Source organism: Paenibacillus sp. YAE3 (assembly GCF_057546105.1).
In genome coordinates, this window is record NZ_BAAIYF010000001.1 from 106,323 (window position 1) to 124,651 (window position 18,329).

General features: G+C 54.3%; 15 protein-coding genes. 7 read left to right on the plus strand and 8 right to left on the minus strand.

What is annotated here, in order from left to right; genetic code table 11:
- Positions 1-69: 69 nt before the first annotated feature.
- Both AC27KL_RS00450 and AC27KL_RS00455 read right to left on the minus strand, forming a co-directional pair.
- Entirely contained in the window at positions 70-2,136 is a 2,067-nt protein-coding gene (locus tag AC27KL_RS00450; RefSeq protein WP_487168419.1) for an endonuclease MutS2, read from the minus strand.
- 571 nt (positions 2,137-2,707) lie between these two features.
- Entirely contained in the window at positions 2,708-4,399 is a 1,692-nt protein-coding gene (locus AC27KL_RS00455; protein ID WP_487168420.1) for a glycoside hydrolase family 13 protein, read from the minus strand.
- A 307-nt stretch (positions 4,400-4,706) separates the two neighbouring features.
- Between AC27KL_RS00455 and AC27KL_RS00460 the strand changes: the two genes are divergently transcribed.
- Both AC27KL_RS00460 and AC27KL_RS00465 read left to right on the plus strand, forming a co-directional pair.
- Positions 4,707-5,987, plus strand: coding sequence for an ArsB/NhaD family transporter (locus AC27KL_RS00460; protein WP_487168421.1), 1,281 nt, complete (start codon positions 4,707-4,709; stop codon positions 5,985-5,987).
- Between the two features lie 92 nt (positions 5,988-6,079).
- Positions 6,080-6,367: a hypothetical protein gene (locus AC27KL_RS00465; RefSeq protein WP_487168422.1), complete on the plus strand. Its 288-nt coding sequence runs from the start codon at positions 6,080-6,082 to the stop codon at positions 6,365-6,367.
- A 95-nt stretch (positions 6,368-6,462) separates the two neighbouring features.
- On the opposite strand, the gene AC27KL_RS00470 is transcribed toward AC27KL_RS00465, so the two are convergent.
- A complete protein-coding gene (locus tag AC27KL_RS00470) occupies positions 6,463-7,392 on the minus strand; it encodes a hypothetical protein (protein WP_487168423.1) in 930 nt (309 codons plus the stop codon).
- Between the two features lie 195 nt (positions 7,393-7,587).
- Between AC27KL_RS00470 and AC27KL_RS00475 the strand changes: the two genes are divergently transcribed.
- From AC27KL_RS00475 to AC27KL_RS00485, 3 genes are all read left to right on the plus strand, one after another.
- Complete coding sequence (locus AC27KL_RS00475) at positions 7,588-8,343, plus strand: peptidylprolyl isomerase (protein WP_487168424.1); 756 nt, start codon at positions 7,588-7,590, stop codon at positions 8,341-8,343.
- 181 nt (positions 8,344-8,524) lie between these two features.
- Entirely contained in the window at positions 8,525-9,259 is a 735-nt protein-coding gene (locus tag AC27KL_RS00480; RefSeq protein WP_339323360.1) for a ZIP family metal transporter, read from the plus strand.
- A gap of 200 nt (positions 9,260-9,459) precedes the next feature.
- Positions 9,460-10,809 (plus strand): Nramp family divalent metal transporter, encoded by a 1,350-nt coding sequence (locus AC27KL_RS00485; RefSeq protein WP_487168757.1) that lies wholly within the window; start codon positions 9,460-9,462, stop codon positions 10,807-10,809.
- Between the two features lie 66 nt (positions 10,810-10,875).
- On the opposite strand, the gene AC27KL_RS00490 is transcribed toward AC27KL_RS00485, so the two are convergent.
- The 3 genes from AC27KL_RS00490 to AC27KL_RS00500 all read right to left on the minus strand — a co-directional run bounded on the left by AC27KL_RS00490 (position 10,876) and on the right by AC27KL_RS00500 (position 13,112).
- Positions 10,876-12,063, minus strand: coding sequence for an MFS transporter (locus AC27KL_RS00490; protein ID WP_487168425.1), 1,188 nt, complete (start codon positions 12,061-12,063; stop codon positions 10,876-10,878).
- A gap of 205 nt (positions 12,064-12,268) precedes the next feature.
- Positions 12,269-12,580, minus strand: a complete 312-nt coding sequence (locus tag AC27KL_RS00495; protein ID WP_339323357.1) for an ArsR/SmtB family transcription factor — start codon at positions 12,578-12,580, stop codon at positions 12,269-12,271.
- Positions 12,581-12,635: 55 nt separating this feature from the next.
- Positions 12,636-13,112, minus strand: a complete 477-nt coding sequence (locus AC27KL_RS00500; protein WP_487168426.1) for a MarR family winged helix-turn-helix transcriptional regulator — start codon at positions 13,110-13,112, stop codon at positions 12,636-12,638.
- Positions 13,113-13,294: 182 nt separating this feature from the next.
- Between AC27KL_RS00500 and AC27KL_RS00505 the strand changes: the two genes are divergently transcribed.
- The gene (locus AC27KL_RS00505) at positions 13,295-14,569 is read left to right on the plus strand and encodes a serpin family protein (RefSeq protein ID WP_487168427.1); all 1,275 of its coding nucleotides are present in this window, start codon (positions 13,295-13,297) and stop codon (positions 14,567-14,569) included.
- A 161-nt stretch (positions 14,570-14,730) separates the two neighbouring features.
- Here AC27KL_RS00505 and AC27KL_RS00510 read toward each other — a convergent pair whose 3' ends face one another.
- Together AC27KL_RS00510 and AC27KL_RS00515 are read right to left on the minus strand one after the other, a co-directional pair.
- Positions 14,731-16,680, minus strand: coding sequence for an ATP-dependent DNA helicase (locus AC27KL_RS00510; protein WP_487168428.1), 1,950 nt, complete (start codon positions 16,678-16,680; stop codon positions 14,731-14,733).
- A 190-nt stretch (positions 16,681-16,870) separates the two neighbouring features.
- Positions 16,871-17,215 (minus strand): winged helix-turn-helix transcriptional regulator, encoded by a 345-nt coding sequence (locus AC27KL_RS00515; RefSeq protein ID WP_339323353.1) that lies wholly within the window; start codon positions 17,213-17,215, stop codon positions 16,871-16,873.
- A 104-nt stretch (positions 17,216-17,319) separates the two neighbouring features.
- Here AC27KL_RS00515 and AC27KL_RS00520 point away from each other — a divergent pair, with 104 nt between their 5' ends.
- Positions 17,320-18,186 (plus strand): arginase family protein, encoded by an 867-nt coding sequence (locus tag AC27KL_RS00520; protein ID WP_487168429.1) that lies wholly within the window; start codon positions 17,320-17,322, stop codon positions 18,184-18,186.
- The last annotated feature ends 143 nt before the right edge of the window (positions 18,187-18,329 follow it).

An 18,329-nucleotide genomic window follows, 5' to 3' on the forward strand; every position in this document is an offset into this window, starting at 1 on the left:
TTTTATGGGTCACGGGTGTTGTTCGCTTCCTTCCCGATCAGGAATCCGTTTCATCCCCGCAAGCCGCGTTCAAACATCCTCCGGTCTCCGAATGATCGATAACCCTTCCACATGCTTCCGCTGCATGATCTTGCTTTTTTTCCGGTTTTCCTTGCTTTCGAAGACGATGTCGAAGTCGTAATCCTCCGGATACAGATTGCCTTTCTCGATATACAGCTTCAGCCGCTTCTGATTGATTTTCAGCTTTTGCTTCTGGACCATGACCCCGACCATGCCTTTGGCGTCTTCCTCCTGATACACGATTCCGACGCGCTGCAGGGAACTGACGAATACGGCGTCGCCCACCTCCAGCTTCCGCGGTTTTGCCGTTTCTTCGGGTTCCGCTCCCTCGTCGCTTTCCATGGATTCTTCCCGATCGTGGCGGTGCTTGCGCCCAGGTTCCCCGCTGTCCGGTTGGCGTCGTCCGGCTTCTTCCGGCAGCGTTCCCGCCCCGGATTGCTCGTATTCGGGCTCCAACGGGTCGTGACCGAAGGCCGCGTTGCCGCCGTTTTCCATTGCCGTCGCCCCATCCGAAAACATCGTCTCAGCCTTGGCGCTCCCCGCTCCCGGCTTATGGTTGTGCAAAATCTCCCTGGACCGCTGCGTAATGCCTGAAGGCATGCCGAGTTTGGTGGCGATTTCGATCGCGTAGCTTTGGCCCGATTCGCCGATCGTCAAGCGGTACAGCGGTTCGAGCGTCTCGACGTCGAATTCCATGCGCGCGTTCTGAAAGCCCGGAGCGGATGAAGCAAAACCCTTCAGCTCGTTAAAATGGGTCGTGACCATCATCATCGCTCCGCGCCGGTTCAATTCCTCCAAAATGGCGATCGAAAGCGACATTCCTTCCCCGGGATCGGTCCCGGCGGCAAGTTCGTCGATCAGAAGCAGCGTCGATCGGTCGGACTCCTCCACCATCGCGATCAGCCGGCGGATTTGGGCCGAAAAGGTGCTGAGCGATTGCTCGATGCTTTGCCCGTCGCCGATTGCCGTCATGACCTTGCCGTACACCGCAAACACGCTGCCCTCCTCAACGGGCACGAGCAAACCGGACTGAACCATCAAAGTCAGCAGCCCCAGCGTCTTCAGCGCGACGGTTTTGCCGCCCGTATTCGGCCCGGTGATGATCAGCGAGCGGTAGCCGTTACCCATCTCCAGCTGCAGCGGCACCATCGTTTTCAGCATGAGCGGATGTTTGGCGCCCCGCAGCCGGATGCGTCCCTGATCGTTCAGCTGGACCATGCGCCCTTCGATGGAGCGCCCGTATTTGGCTTTGGCGAAAATGAAGTCGTAATTGCCCGTAATGTCGATGTTGAGCAGCAAATCGGCGCTGGACGCTTCGAGCAGGCCCGTCAGCATGCTGAGCACGACGGCCTCCTCCCGGGCTTCGTCCGCTTCCAGCATCCCGAGTTCGGTCTGAAGCTGGGAGATTTCCTCCGGCTCGACGAATACCGTCTGGCCGCTGGTGGACTGGTCAAGCACGGCCCCTTTGATCTGTTTGTGATATTCCCGTTTGACCGGGACGACATACCGTCCTCCCCGGACGCTGATCAGATGCTCCTGCAGAATCGAGCCGTGCCGGGACAGGATGGAGCTCATTTTTTTCTGGATCCGCTCCTTGACCACGGCGATTTTTTTCCGGGTTTTCTCCAGCTGCTTGCTCGCTTGGTCATCGACCTTGCCGAAGCGGATGCAGCGCTCGATTTCGCTTTTCAGCCGCGGCAGCTCCTGCATCGATAAGGCATAGCTGCTGACAGTCGGCGCCATGTCCCTTTTGCCCGCCATATATTTCTTCAGCTGCCCGCAGCTGTGCAAAAACGTCTGCACCGCCGCAAAATCCTGTTCGGTAAACAGGTATCCCGTATGCAGCAGCGACACGATGTGTTCGATGCCTTCCAGCGACGGCAGCGGCACGCTTGCCCCTTTTTCCAGTATCGCTTTGGCCTCGGCCGTTTCCCTCAGCGCCGCTTCGATCGCCCGCAGGTGGCTTCCCGGCATCAGGTCGTCGATCTGTTTCCTCCCTGCGTACGATACTGCGTATTCCCGCAGATTTTCCTTCACTTTGTCATACTCCAGCATGCTCATGGTCATGTGATCCATCGCTTGATTCTCCTTTTTCGTTGTTTTAAAAAACGCAAAAAGGGACAAAGAACGCGCATGCAAATTCTCTGTCCCTTTGGTTTTCGGCCGCTTTATTCTTCATTTGTTTTTTGCGTCTTGGATAGCCCGAATATGGCCCTCCCCTGGGGAATCCCGGAGACGGCCCAGGCTTTCGCCATGTTCGCCTATCCTATGGACGCAAAAAAACCGTGCTGCAAGAGCACGGTCTCCAAAAAAGTCCTCGCTGGCGGAGATGCCGCTCACGAAGGAACATGATTGAATAACAAAGAATGAAACGGCGCCAAAGTACCGTTTGATGCTTCGCGTGTTCTTAACTATTTTCCATGACCGCGCGCGAACCTTGCGGACTTCAAGCCCAGGCTTCGTCCGATGTTCAAGTCCCGAAAAGGCGCAAGGAAACAAAGCTGCCTTCCTAAGCAAGCTTGACTTGGTCTCTTCGTACGGTCTTCGTATGGAATTGGATTAGTTAAGAACAACCACCGACATCAAAATCTCTCCTTTGGTATAGGATGAGGTAAATTTAACAATTTTGTTCATCCATGTCAAGCCTTTATGCCTGAAGCATGTACACCCTGGCTTCATAAGGGCGGAGCCGGACGGTATCGCCGAGATCGTCGTCCCCCGCAACCGCATAGTTGGAGATCAGCAGCTCCTTTGCCGAAAGATCCAGTTCCGGCGGAAGCTGGAGCTCCGGCTCCCTTCCGAAGAAATTCAGAATGACCAATAGCTTGGCTTCGCCCAGCGTCCGGGTGAAAACGTAGATTTCGGGATCGTCCGGAAGCAACAGCTCGTATTTCCCGTACACGATAACCTCATGCTCCTTGCGCAGCGCGATCAGCTTTTTGTAGTAGTGAAGGATGGAATCCGGGTCTCTCAGCGCCGCTTCGACGTTGATTTCGCGGTAGTTCGGGTTCACGGCGATCCACGGCGTTCCCGTGGTAAACCCCGCTTCTTTCGTTCCGTCCCACTGCATCGGCGTTCTGGCGTTATCCCTGCTTTTTTGGCGGATCGCCTGCATCACTTTTTCCTCGGACGCCCCCTGCTTCAGCTGATCCCGGTAAAAGTTGCGCGTCTCCACGTCCCGGTAGTCCTCGATCGAATCGAAGGCGATGTTGGTCATGCCGATTTCCTCGCCTTGGTAGATGTACGGCGTACCTTCGAGCATGTGCATGAAGGTGGCGAGCATTTTGGCCGATTCCACCCGGTACCGCCCGTCATCCCCGAACCGGGACACGGGGCGCGGCTGGTCATGGTTGCACCAATAGTTGGCGTTCCAGCCCCGGCCGTGCAGCACTGTCTGCCAGTTGCTCATCACCTTTTTCAGCTCAAGAAGGTTCCATGGCCTAATGTCCCATTTTCCCGAACCGCCGGATACGGCATCGAGCTGCATATGCTCGAATTGAAACACCATGTTCAGCTCTCCGCGCGTATCCCCGACGTAACTGAGCGCTTCTTCCGGTCCCAGGCCCGACGTTTCGCCCACCGTCATGATGTCGTAATGAAACAGCAGCTCGGTATAAAGCTGATGCAGCAGCGTGTGGACATGCTCCAGATTGGAAAACAGGTCATAAGCACGGACCGTCGGCAGGTGATGCGGATTATCCCCGTCCGGCAGGCCGACGGCCTTGGCGATATGCGCGATCGCGTCCAGCCGGAAGCCGTCCACTCCTTTTTTCAGCCACCACTCGATCATCTCGTGCATGCAGTCGACGACATCTTGATTTTCCCAGTTCAGGTCCGGCTGGTGTTTCGAATACAGATGAAGGTAATATTCGCCGGTCGTGTCGTCGTATTCCCATACCGAACCGCTGAAATACGACTCCCAGTTGTTCGGCGGGCCGCCGTTTTTCCCTTTGCGCCATATGTAATAATCCCGTTTCGGATTGTCCTTCGACGACCGCGATTCGATAAACCACGGATGCTCGTCCGATGTATGGTTCAGCACCAGGTCCATCATGATTTTAAGCCCCCTTGCATGGGCTTCCCGCAGCAGCTCGTCAAAATCCTCCATCGTTCCGAACTGCTCCATGATGTCCTTGTAATCGCTGATGTCGTATCCGTTATCGTGGTTGGGGGACTTATAGATCGGGCACAGCCAAACGACGTCCACCCCGAGCTCCTTCAAGTAATCGAGCTTCGACAGAATGCCGCGCAGGTCGCCGATGCCGTCGCCATTCGAATCCAAAAAGCTGATCGGATAAATTTGGTATACGACGCTTTCCTTCCACCATGTTTTGTTCATGTCCGTCTCCTTCCTTGCAGTAAAACCGGCTTGTCTTTACAACCCGGGGGAATCCATTTATAATACATGTAAACTGTTTTTCAGATCCCCTTTCACATGAGGGGCGACTGTGTTTCCAATCGCATAGAATAACATTTGGAGGAGCCTGCCACGTGCGGGCTTCTTTTGTCTTTTTCAGCCTTCTCGTCCCGATGGCGGGTCCGCATGCGGCATTCTTCTCCTTAGGCAAAAGGAGGAATTGGATCATGCGCTGATGATCAATCTAATCTTGCGGACTTCGACATAGAGACAAACGGGGAGGAACCATATGGAACAACAAGCGATTTTGGCTATCGTTATTTTTTTGATTGCGTATGCACTGATTATTTCCGAAAAAATCCACCGGACGATCATCGCGATGATCGGCGGCGTGCTGATGGTCGTGTTCGGGATCGTAAGCCAGGAAACGGCCATCCACCATATCGACTTCAACACGCTGGGACTGCTGATCGGCATGATGATCATCGTCAACATTACGGCCGAAACGGGGCTGTTCAAATACGTGGCCGTCTGGGCCGCGAAAAAAGCAAAGGGCCGTCCGCTCGCCATCCTGATCGCGCTGATGCTGCTGACGGCGCTCGGGTCGGCGTTTTTGGACAACGTCACCACCGTCCTGCTGATGGTGCCGGTTACGTTTAGTATTACACGCCAGCTGCGGGTCAATCCGCTGCCATTCCTGATCACGCAGATCATCGCCTCCAACGTCGGCGGCACGGCGACCTTGATCGGCGATCCGCCGAACATCATGATCGGCAGCGCGGTCAAAGAGCTGACGTTTATGACTTTCATTCAAAACCTGATGCCGATGGCGCTCATCATTATGCTGGTTCTGATTCCGATCTTCATCCTGCTTTTCCGGAAACAGATCCAAACGACGCCCGAGCTGATGCAAAGCATCATGGATCTGGACGAAAAAGAGCTGCTGACCGACAAAAAGCTGCTGGTCAAATGCGTAACCGTGCTCGGACTGACCATCGTCGGATTTTTCATCCACCAGCTCGTCCATATCGAATCCGCCACCGTCGCCTTGGCCGGCGCCTTCCTGCTCCTGCTTCTGACCGGGGAACATATGCTTGAAGAAGCGTTCGCCAAGGTCGAATGGCCGACGATCTTTTTCTTCGTGGGGCTGTTCGTGCTCGTGGCCGGCTTGATCGAAACCGGGGTCATTTCCACACTGGCCGAAAAGGCCGTCGGGCTGACCGGAGGCAACGTCACGTCGACCTCGATGCTGATCTTATGGTTAAGCGCGATCGCTTCGGCGTTTGTCGACAACATCCCGTTTGTGGCCACGATGATTCCGATGATTCAGGACATGGGCAGCATGGGGATCAGCAATCTGGAACCGCTCTGGTGGTCGCTCGCCCTGGGCGCTTGCCTCGGCGGCAACGGTACCCTGATCGGCGCCAGCGCCAACCTGATCGTGGCCGGCATGGCCGCCAAAGAGGGGTATCCGCTGAAATTCACGACGTTTTTGAAATACGGCTTCCCGATCATGATTTTGTCCGTTTTATTGTCCAGCGCATATGTATATCTCAGATATTTGATGTGACCAGGAGGATACAGGAAGGTTGTTAAACGGCAGGAATCGTGGGAAGGAATAAGCAAGGGAAAAATATTTTAACCGGAATGGAGGCGCCCGCCATGCTGACTTACCGCTGCAACGAGGACGTTGTCCGCATCACGGAAACCGTCAACGGAGACGATGTCGAATTTCGCATCCATCTCCTCCAGGAGGAGCCGTATTTGAACCGTTTGCGGGAAATCCGGAAACATTTCGAGGATAACGACGTTTACACCGACGCGCTGTTTTACGCCTATAAAAACCATGAATACGCCGCCATCGTGCGGAAAGATTACTACGCGGATTTCGTGCTGGCGCTGATGAAGCACGGCCTGCTCCGCAGCGTCGAATGGAAGAACGAAGCATAGAAAACATAGTTTGAAGGAGGGCAAACGCCCTCCTTTTTTATTTGCCTCTTGCCGGCTCCCCGAGTCCAAGCGACTTCGGGCGGCTCCTTCAAATCTCATTCCGCCGACTCGACCACGTACTCGTACCTTCTTTTTACGTCTGCCAAGCGTGTTTCCAAGGTGCGCTGCTCCGACTCGATCCGGCGCACCACCCGTTTGACCGCATCCAGCTTTTCTTCCACCTGCGAAAGCGTGTCGTTGATCCGTCCCTGCACCATCCAGTCGGCAATAAACCCGTCGAAAAAATAATCCGAAAAACGCAAAAAACTGCCGATGTCGATCTCGACGGACAAATGCATCTCCACATCCTTCAGTTCTTTGCCGAACCTCCGCAAGCTGGTTTGCGCGTCATGGATATAATCCATGGCCTCGTCGATTTTGTTATGCTTGACGTGCGTGGACAGCATGCCGCCGCCCAGCATGTCGTAAGTGCCCCAACTGCGGGCGGACTGCAGGTAATCCCGGGCCTGCTCCAAATCATGAAGCACCGAGCGGCCCGCTTGCACCGCTTCCTTCATTTCCTTCAGCTGCACGGCGAGGTCCGCCTGCCGCTCCGCCAGTTCCGCCAGTTCCCCGGGCTGCCGCAAAAGGATGGTTTCCTTTTCCTTCAATATCCGTTCATATTCGAATTCCGAATAGCGCAAGTCGCGGAGCAGCCGGTCCGTTTCCTCGCATTGCTTCTGAATGTCTTCTGCGGCCCGGACCGCCGCATCGTATTTTGCTTTCGCCTCCAGCACTTCGAGCTGTTCGCGTTCCATTTTTTCTTCCTTTTTGCCGATCAAGCCGAAAAACAACGCGGACAAAGAGGCGCCAGCCAGCCGTTCTACGTCCTTTTCCTCGTCCGCCAGCCGCTGTTTCCAGCGATCCGCTTCCCGCCGTCGTTCCTCCCGCTCTTTTTCCAGCTCCTGAAGGCGTTTTTCCCATTTGACTTTGTTCCTCATGCTCTCCTTCAGCTCCGTCAGACGGGCATTTTCCGCCTCGAACATCGGTATCCCCCCATGTCAAATTTTACATTCATTACCTGTTTAAACGTTGCAGCGAATGGAGAAGTTTCAAGAATACCTGCAAAAAGCCGGTTTTTTCTGCAAGGACGGGACAAACCGGAGGTGCGCTAGATTTTGGAGCGAAAAGCCGCTATCATTAGACATAGCGAAAATGCATAAGGAGTGAACAACCGACTCATGAAACTGAAAAAAGCGTATTTTCTTCCGTTGATGATCATGATCGTGGTTGCCCTCGTTCTCGGCGGCTGCGGCAAAAAACCGGAATCGTCCGCCGAGCAGGCCAACCCGAACCAGACCCAGGAAACGCAGCAGCCGCAGGACACGAAGGGTACGGATGCCAACGATACCGATACGAAGGATAACGGCACGAAGGATAGCGGCACGAAGGCATCGCAGGGGGCGAAAAGCTGGACAAGCCCGCCGGCCATGCAAATCGATACGAAGAAAACCTACGAAGCCGAGGTCAAAACGTCCAAAGGCACGTTTACGATCCAGCTGTTTGCGAAAGACGCGCCGAAAACCGTCAACAACTTCGTGTTCCTCTCCAAGGAAGGCTTTTACGACGGCGTCACCTTCCACCGCATCATAAAAGAATTTATGATTCAAACCGGTGACCCGACGGGAACCGGCGCGGGCAGCCCGGGATACGCCTTCGAGGATGAAAAAACGAGCTACAAATACGAGCCGGGCATCGTCGCGATGGCGAACGCCGGACCGAATACGAACGGCAGCCAGTTTTTCATCTGCACGGGCGAGGAAAGCAAGGATCTGAACCAGATCCCGAACTACACCATTTTCGGCAAAATCACCGGCGGCATGGACGTCGTGAAAAAAATCGCCGCCACGCCGGTCGAAGCGAATCCGGACACGGACGAGCTGAGCAAACCGACCGAAAAAGTGACGATCGATAGCATCGCCATCAAAGAAAAATAAGGACACGACAAACGCCCCGCGGCCAAATGCCGCGGGGCCTTTCTTTAGTCGGGACGATCGGCGGAACGGGCCGTACGGGGGGGAGCCGCCGAAGTTTATTTTGCGAATAGAGTCCCGGACTTGCTCATATGGTTGTACAAGCGAAACATGCGACTGCAATCTACTGGGTAAGGAGGATCCTATGAACGCCATTTTGCTGGGAAGTCTGGCGACTTCGCTTTGCACCGCTTTGGGCGCGCTGCCCGCGCTCCTGTTCAACAATGTCACGCATCGGAGGCGGGATATATTGCTGGCGTTCACCGCCGGCATCATGGTTGCGGCTTCGACTTACGGCCTCATCCCGGCAGCGCTGAAATTATCGAACCTGTGGATTCTCACGATCGGCACGCTGCTGGGAACGGCGGTTCTAACCATATTGGAGCTGATCATCCCCCATCAGGATCCCGGCCATCATCCGCACAACGAAAAAAACGGCCGGACAAGCTCGCTCATGTTCCTTTCCGCGATGGCGCTGCATAACTTACCGGAGGGGCTTTCGGTCGGGGTCAGCTACGGGAGCAGCAGCCAGGATCTCGGAACGATCGTCGCGCTCAGCATCGGCCTGCAAAACATTCCGGAGGGGTTCCTCACTGCTTTGTTCCTGATTACCCATGGCATGCGGCGGCGCTGGGCGCTGGCGCTGGCCGCGTTTACCGGCGTGCTGGAGTTTGCCGCCTGCTGGGCCGGGCTTCGCTTCGCCGAAACCTTCCATGCGGTCATCCCTTACGGACTTGCCTTTGCGGCCGGAGCCATGCTGTTCGTCGTCTACAAGGAGCTGATCCCCGAAAGCCACGGGGACGGCAATGAACGGGCCGCGACGTTTTCCTTCATTTTCGGCCTGCTGACCATGATTGGGCTCACCCATTTCCTGCGCTAGGGCGCTTCGTCGAGAAGCGCCTTGACAAGGAGCCGGGTTTCAATCCAATTCTTTTGCCTGCGGATCGCTTTGGAACATCCATGCACATAGAAGAGCGGTAGGTTCATATCTTACTTCGGTAAAGGAGAGATTTTTTTTACATCAAAAGTTGTCCGGAGGCAAAATAATTTTCTGTAAGAAAGAAGGTTGTACACATGAACATGTCCGCACCACGCGTAAAGGAATCGCAGTCCGAGCAGGGCTGGCGCTCCAAGCGGGATGCCCCCAGCCTGCCCGAAGTTTACAAATCGATGAAGGTGCCGACGAAAGGCAGCTTTTTTCGGAAGCTGCTCGCCTTTGTCGGTCCGGGATACCTCGTCGCGGTCGGGTACATGGATCCGGGAAACTGGGCTACCGATTTGGCGGGCGGAGCCATGTTCGGCTATACGCTGCTGTCGGTCATCCTCATCTCCAACCTGATGGCGATCGTGCTTCAATCGCTTTCCGCCCGGCTGGGCATTGCCACCGGTAGGGATCTGGCGCAGGCCTGCCGCGACCATTACAGCAAACCGGTCAATTTCGGCCTGTGGATACTGTGCGAGCTGGCGATCGCAGCCTGCGATTTGGCCGAAGTGATCGGCTCGGCCATCGCCCTTCAGCTGCTGTTCGGCATGCCGCTCATCTACGGCGTGCTGCTGACGGTGCTTGACGTCTTGCTCGTGCTTTTCCTGCAAAACAAAGGCTTTCGCTACATCGAAGCGATCGTCATCTCGCTCATCGCCATGATCATGCTTTGCTTCGTCGCCGAAATGGTGCTGTCGCGGCCCGATCTAGGCGGCGTGTTGTCCGGTTTCGTGCCCAAGGCGGAAATCGTCCAAAATCCGGCCATGCTGTACATTGCCCTCGGCATTTTGGGCGCGACGGTCATGCCGCATAACTTGTACCTTCATTCGTCGATCGTGCAGACGCGGAATTACGAGGATACGGTGCAGGGCAAAAAATCGGCGATCCGTTTCGCGACGATCGACTCGACCGTGGCGCTTATGCTGGCCCTGTTCGTGAATGCGGCGATCCTGATTTTATCCGCCGCCACGTTCCATGCGACGGGTCACACGGAAGTCGCCGAAATCCAGGATGCGTACCAGCTGCTGACGCCGCTGCTCGGCACCGGCATCGCCAGCGTGCTTTTTGCCGTCGCCCTGCTCGCTTCCGGCCAAAACTCCACCCTGACCGGGACGCTGGCCGGCCAGATCGTCATGGAGGGTTTTCTTAACATCCGGCTCAAACCTTGGATTCGCAGGCTTATTACCCGCGCCATCGCCGTCGTTCCGGCCGTGCTGGTGATCGGGATCGTCGGCGAACAGGCAACCGGCAGCCTGTTGATCCTGAGCCAGGTCATCCTGTCGCTTCAGCTCTCTTTTGCCGTCATCCCGCTCGTCATGTTCACCTCGGACCGGAAGAAAATGGGCCCGCACGCCGCCCCCCGGTGGCTCCAACTGCTGTCCTGGTTCATCGCGATCCTCATCGCGGTGCTTAACATATATCTGTTGTACGGAACGTTTGCTTTTTAATGAAGGATGCTGCCCGGTGCCATAGCCGCTCGGCAAAACAGGGTCATCCCGGAAAACCCAAACCTTTTACATGTTATCGAATGAAGCAGCCGACGCATTCCGGGACGTGCCGAAGACGCTCATCTTCGCTACGATCAATCCGAAAGCCAGCGCCGCAAACAGCAACCCGCTCCAGATCAGCTGATGGATCCCGAAACGGGAAATAACCCAGCCGCCCAAAGAAGAACCAAGCGTAATGCCCAGATTGGAAAACGATACGAACAGGCTGTTGCCGAATTCGGGCGCTTCTTCAACCTCGCTCATCAGCCAGGTTTGGCTCACGATCAGCCCGCCGGAATGAACGATGCCCCACAAAAAGACGATCGGCAGCATCGGGATGAAGGAAGCGCCGAAGACATAAACGAGCAGGTATAGCGCCAGATACAACACCGGAAAAAACGCTACCGTTTTACGCATGTTTTTTTGCAGCAAACCCCCGAACAGGAAATTGCCGCCGATCATGATGACCCCAAACGCCAGCAGCATGGCGCTGATCCAGGTGCCGTTCATGCGCGTGACCTGTCCCAGGTATTCGGCAAAATAGCTGTAGACCGAAAACATGGCCGCAAATATGGAGCAAACTGCCGCGATGTTCAGCCACAAGGCCGGTTTGCGCAGTACGCCAAGCTGCTTGGCGTATGACATTTTACCTTGGACGGGCATGGAAGGCATCAGCGCCAAAATGCCGACGAAGGCAATCGTATTGACGGCAGCCGCAAACCAAAAAGCGGTATCCAGCGAAATTTGCTCCGCCAAATACGAGGTCAACGGCACGCCGAACGCGAAACCGACCGTGATGCCGGCAAAAACCTTCGTCACCGCCTGCCCGCTTTTTTCCGGAGAAACCAGCTGCGAAGCCGCAACAAGCGCAATCGAAAAAAATACCGGATGGAATATCGCCGGGATGATGCGGAAAGCCATCAGCACTTCAAAACGGCTCGTCAGCACGTAACATACGTTGGAAACCGCAAACATCAACACCGCCACACTTAACATCGCCTTGCGGTTCACGCCGGATGCAAGCAACGTGGCAAAAGGGCCCGAAACGGCGACGACCAGCGCAAACACGCTCACCAACAGCCCGGCCTGCCCAGCGGAAACATGAAACTTTTCGGTAATCTGGGGCAAAACCCCGACGATTCCCATTTCGGTTGTGATGATGCCAAAAACGCCCAAAGACAACATCAGAATCAGCAGCGTTACTTTATTTTTCATGCCTTATGTTCTCTCTCCATTCAAGTTATTTCAGATCTACATATCCAATTATTTAGATGTATTTTCGCAAAAAAATACCCTTCCCGCCTTGTCCCCCTTCCGCCAAATGACCCGGCCGTTTAATCCTCAGTCATTATACATCCAATTATCTAGATATGTAAATGCGTAAGCGCAAAAAAAAGGAGCTTCCTCCTTTTTCATCGCGTTACAATTCATTTCGGATGTAATCCGCGAAAGCCTGAATGGTTTTTTCGTTGCGGCGGTAAAAGGTCCACTTGCCTACCCGTTCCATTTCGAGCAGTCCGGCGTTTTGCATCATCAGCAAATAGCTGGAAACGACCGATTGGGCCAGCCCCGCCTTTTCCTGGATGTCGCTTACGCAGGCGCCGATCTGCTGGGGCAGCCCATGCTGGACATACGGAGTTTCATCGAAATGCTCCTCCGGATGTTTTAACCACGTTAATATTTGACGGCGTGTTTCATTCGATAAAGCTTTTATGATTAATGACGGTTCCATTGGTTTTTCGATCCTTTGGCATAATATTTTCCAAGCAGTGAAGCAAACAGGGGGGTTACCAGGAAGGACGCAGCTTTCTCGGAGCATCCCCTTCGCTTACGTTTTGGAGAATCCGTTTCAAATCGAGACGCATCGTTTGCAGGCGGTCATGGCCGATGACGGCTCCCCACCGGCTTTCGATATGGCTGTAGATGCTTTCTTTGGCCTTCATCAGCGCCTGGCCGCGCTCCGTAAGCACCACCAGCTTGCCTCTGCCGTCCGAAGGGTGCGGTTTTCTCGCAACGTAGCCGCGCTCCTCCAAATCATCCAGCATCTGGCTCACCGCCTGCTTGGATATACCCAAAAGCTCAACCAGCGTTTTGGCCGTGGCCCCGTCCGGAATCAGCCCCTGGAACAAAAAACCGTGCATGGGCCGGATATCTCCGAATCCTAGCTCGTTCAGGCGCTCATGGAGTTCCTCATTCAAAGCGCTGAATGCGAGCGAAAACAATGATGCCAAATCCTCTTGATGTCGACGGGGTGTTTTGGGCATAAGTAGCACAACTCCTTGTTAGGTGTAAAAGTTAAAAATTGGTCAGTTTAGTTGACTTATAGGTCCATTATACCGCTCCGGATCAAAGAGAATCAAATCGGTCCCGGATTTTTGCGGTGCAACTTCCTAACAACTGGAAGCGTCTATGAATATCATGTGAACGGAAAGGCGGTTCGACGGCGATGATCCGGAAAAACAACCCGCTGCTGCCGATATGTTGCGTTTTGCTGCTGCTCATGACGACCTCCTGTGCCGGCCTGCAGCCCGACTCCTCGGCAAAGGAATCGAACGTGCAGGTTCTCTCCCTCGCCGAAAGACGGCAGGTCGCGGAAAAGCTCCATCCGGACGTGGTACGTGCGCAAAACCGGTTCGGGCTCCATATGCATGAGAAGCTGACAAAGGCAGCAAAACCGGGAGACAACACCCTGTTGTCCCCTTATAGTATCTTTACCGCGTTATCGTTGGCCTATCAGGGCAGCGGCGGAAACACCGGGGAAGAAATGGCGCGGATGCTCGGCATCGACAAAATCGGCCGGGAGCAGGCGAACGCCTCGATCCGCACGCTGCATACCCTGCTCGAGGATGCGGGGTCGGGCGTCCGATTGAACTCCGCCAATTCGGTCTGGTACAGCAGGGGCATGGAGATCAACAACTCTTTTATTCAAACGGCCAAAGACAGCTACCATGCCGACGTTCAGGCCGTTGATTTTGCAGCACAGGAAGCGCTAAAAGAGATCAACGATTGGGTAAGCCGGCATACCCGCGGCAAAATTCCGGGAGTTCTCGATCAAGCCCCTGCCCCGGATACGCGGGCGATGCTGTTGAACACGGTCTATTTCAACGGCGCCTGGCAAAGTCCCTTCGATCCGGAAAACACCCGGGAAGGCGGGTTTACGCTTGGCGATCAAACAGATATACAAGTGCCGATGATGAAGCAGACCGGCTTATACGAATACAAGCAAACGCCCGAAGCCCAGGCGATTCGCCTGCCTTACGGGGACGGACGGTTGTACATGCTGATCGTGCTGCCGGCCGGAGGGCGTTCGCTTGCCGATGTCATGAACACCATCCGCAAGGACCCTTCCATATGGCAGGCCCGGTTCGATCATGCCTCCGGGGAAATCCGGCTCCCCCGCTTCAAAGCCGAATCGTCGCTGGAGTTAAACGAGGCGCTCATCGCGATGGGCATGAAGCAGGCGTTTGATCCGGCGGCCGCCGATTTCACGGCCATGTCTGGCGCGAAGCCGCTGTTTGTGTCTTCGGTGCGGCATAAGATGGTGATTGACGTAAACGAAGAGGGCACGGAAGCCGCGGCCGTCACGGAAATGGGCATGGCGAGTTCGGCTCCGCCGACGGGCCGGTTCGAGATGAATGTGGACCATCCCTTTTTCTTCTGCATCGAAGACGGCCAAACCGGGCTTTGGCTGTTTATGGGGACGGTCGAGAATCCGGCGTAAAACAGAACATAACCAACGCTCAACTTATCATCGAGTGCAACTACGGAGTTACAGTGATGGCTCCGCTGGACGCTTCCATAACAAAAAGCCGCGCATTTAGCGCGGCTTTTGCCGATTCTACGATGTATTTTTTCAGCTGCATCCGCAAGCCATAGCAACATTTAAAGCTGCTCCCGAAGCTCCACGCCTTCCGGCAGCACGGACAGCACCTTCTCTTTGACTTCGGGATTCGTCCGCAGCTCTTCGCCCAACAGCACGGCGATCCCCCGGTCGTCCCGGGAACGGATCAGCCGCCCGATGCCTTGGCGGAGACGGAGCAGCATATACGGCAGGTCCACTTCGCCAAACGGGTCGGCGGCGGCCTTCCTTTTGGCGATAAACACCGGATCATGCGGCGGGAACGGCAGCGACCAGATGATGACGTTCGACAGCGACGGCCCCGGCACGTCGAGGCCTTCCCATAGGCTGACCGCGCACAGGACGCTTTCTTCTTCGCGCTGGAAGGCCGAAATCAGGTGGCTGATTTCCCCGTCGCCTTCAAAGTAAAACGGTATTCCCGCCAGCAAAGGCTCGTCCTTCGCTGCTTGCTTGAACTGCCGCAGCTCCTCCCGCGTACGGAACAGGATCAGCGCCCTTCCGCCGCTTTCCTGCAGCAGCCGTACCGCTTCCTTCATTTTGCCTTCAAAGCCTTCCGCAAGATCCCATGCCGGGGCCAGCACTTCCATCTGCTCCGGATACGCGTAAGGCGAAGCGACCGAAAAAGACAGGAAGCTTTCGATGCCGAGGCTGTCCGCCAGGTAACGGAACGAACCGTCCACCGACATGGTCGCCGACGAAAACACGATCGGCATGCGCAGGCCGAAGACATGCGTCTTCAGCACATCCTTGACCGTTCCCGGCATAATGGAAAGCGTGAGTCCTTCGGGGCTGTCCTCCACCCAGCAAATCAGCGCTTCGGAACGCTCGAACAGCATCAGCGCCTGCTGCATCATATCCAAATGCTCTTCCACGATGCGGAGTTGATATTCGTCCAGCGTGTACAACTCGCCTTCGAATACCAGCTCTTCTTCAATCGCCGTCAGCAACCCCCGGAACCGGCGCACTTCGCCGAGCAGCTCGTCCGTCAGCAGGATTTCTTTGCGGTCCGACCCGGGAATCGGGCGGCTGTTTCGCCCGAACAAGGCAAACATCGCTTCGCTTTGCACGATGGCGTCGTCGATCAGGACGGCCAGCGATTCGCGGATTTCGTTTTGCAACAGGCGCGTAATCAGGTCCTCGAAGACCGTATGCTTCATTTTGTAGCCAAGCGCCTTCATGGCCGCCGACTCCAGCAAATGCCCCTCGTCAAAAACGACGGAGGAATGTTCCGGAAGCAGCGGCAGCTGTCCCTCCCGTTTGCGGCCGTCGTACGTCCACACATGCTCCAGGTAATAGTCATGCGAGCAGATGATCACGTCGGCGGCCCGGCGGTAATGGTCCCGCGACAAAGTCTGCCCGCAGCGGTGGCGGCGGTCGCAGGTGAAGCAGTCCTGGAAGGGATCCCAGCTGATTTTCTTCCACTCCTCGTCGCCAAGCTGCGGATAGTCCCGCCGGTCGCCGTATGCGTGGAAGGTTTGCATCGGCGCAGAAGAATACACGAAATCCGGCAAACTGGACGCGATGTCTTCCCAGACCATCTCTTCATCGCCTTGAATCCGCGCCTGATCCAGCTTTTTGAGGCAAAGATATTGATCCGGCGACTTGCCGAGCCGCGCGTCGATCACGAGATCCAAATGGCGGGCCAGCTTGGCGATATCGCCCTCCGGCTTGACCAGCTGCTCGATCAAGGACTCGTCCGCGCAGGCGATGACCGCCGGCTTCCGCATATAACGCGCGTAACACACGGCGTACAAAAGATACACCAACGTTTTGCCCGTACCGACGCCGGCTTCGGCAAAAATCGTTTTTTTCTCGGCAAACGCCTTTTCCAGTTGAAAGGCCATGTAAATCTGCTCGTCCCGGACTTCAAAGCCCGCTTCGGGCAGCAGCTCATAAAATACATCCGCCACCCAATCCGACGCTTGCTGGATAAAAGGCCGGGAAGGATCATATGCAAATGGGTACCGTTCCACGTTCGAATAACCTCAGCTTTCCAATCAAAATCGTTCTACCGCTCATTTTTATAACGAACATCCCATTATCACATGCTCCATGCGCAATTACAATGGGGTGCCGAAAAATGCTAAATAACCCCGCAACGCAGGGCCTTCCTGGTTAGGGGGTCGATTCTTTCCCGTAAATCTCCCAGATTCGATGGATGTTCTACTCCTTCGGCTGGTTCTTGACTCCCCATTCACATAACCCTTCCAAAACGGGCAATAAGGTTTCCGCTTTTTCTGTGAGACTATACTCGACTTTAGGGGGAATCTGAGGGTACTCCGTCCGTTTAACCATGCCATCTGCTTCCAATTCCTTAAGCTGTGCGCTCAACATTTTATAGGTGATAGCACCAATCTGTCTTTTCAAATCATTAAAGCGAACTGTTTGGTTTTCGGCTAGGAGGTAAATAATAACCATCTTCCATTTTCCACCAATAACTGACAATGTATAACCAAAAGGCGTATCTTGTATATGCTTAACCTTACCTTTATATTCAGCCATACTCATATTTACACTATCCTTTCTGATAGTACCTACCAAAAAAGTGCGTTCTATTCTTTTGTACGTCTAAATTCTATACTAACATTACTTCAAGTAAAGGGGAGAAAAAAATGACTAAACAAACCATACGCCTGCTGATGCCGCAATGGCAAGGAGGAAATAATCCTAACTACTCTATTGGGGCCGAACTGCTTGCCTGGCTTGCTCCTGACAATGATCAGCCCCTTATTCATGTCCCTGTTCAAGCTTATGACGGAACTCCACTGGAAAACGAGAACGGTACGTATGGAAGAAAACAACTGCTTGAGCAATTAGAGGCTGCTCATCACATCATTGATACCCATAAGCCGGATCGCATTGTCATGTTTGGTGGTGACTGCTTAGTCGAGCAAGCCCCATTTGCCTATTTGAACGAACGATACGGCGGGAATTTAGGTTTAATTTGGATTGATGCTCACAGCGATTTAGGTAGGATTGTTGGCTATGATTATGGACATACCTTGCCTCTGGGGAATCTGTTGGGAGAAGGAGATGAAGAGTTTGCCCAACATGTGAAAATCCCTTTAAAGCCTGAAAATGTGTTTATCGCAGGTATAAATGTACTAACAAAACTGGATACAGAAATTATCCAAAGACTTGGTATTAAAACTGCTGGAAGCCAGGAGTTATTGAACAGCACTGAGCCTATAAAAAGTTGGATTAAACAAAATAACATCCAGCACCTGGCTATTCACCTTGATTTGGATGTGCTTGACCCAAAGGCATTTCGTTCATTATTATTCGCCAACCCTGAAGCCTCTTATGATTTTTCCGCTGCCGGTACCATGCAAATTCCTCAGCTCCTTAATCTCATTAAAGAGTTGTCAGCAGAATCCGATGTAGTTGGATTAGGCATAACGGAGCATATGCCGTGGGATTCTATTAACTTAAAAAAACTGCTTTCGGAAATACCTATTTTAAATGAGCATGGTGCTTGATCGCTACTCCCCACAGTAAGCACTGCTATCCGACTAGTCGACAGAAATTTAAGCCGCCTGCTGTTGCTTAGCTGTGCAAAACTCAGCTAAGCAACATATTCTTCGTTTTTCGCGTCCCCAGCTTATCGGCACAAACATTTTCA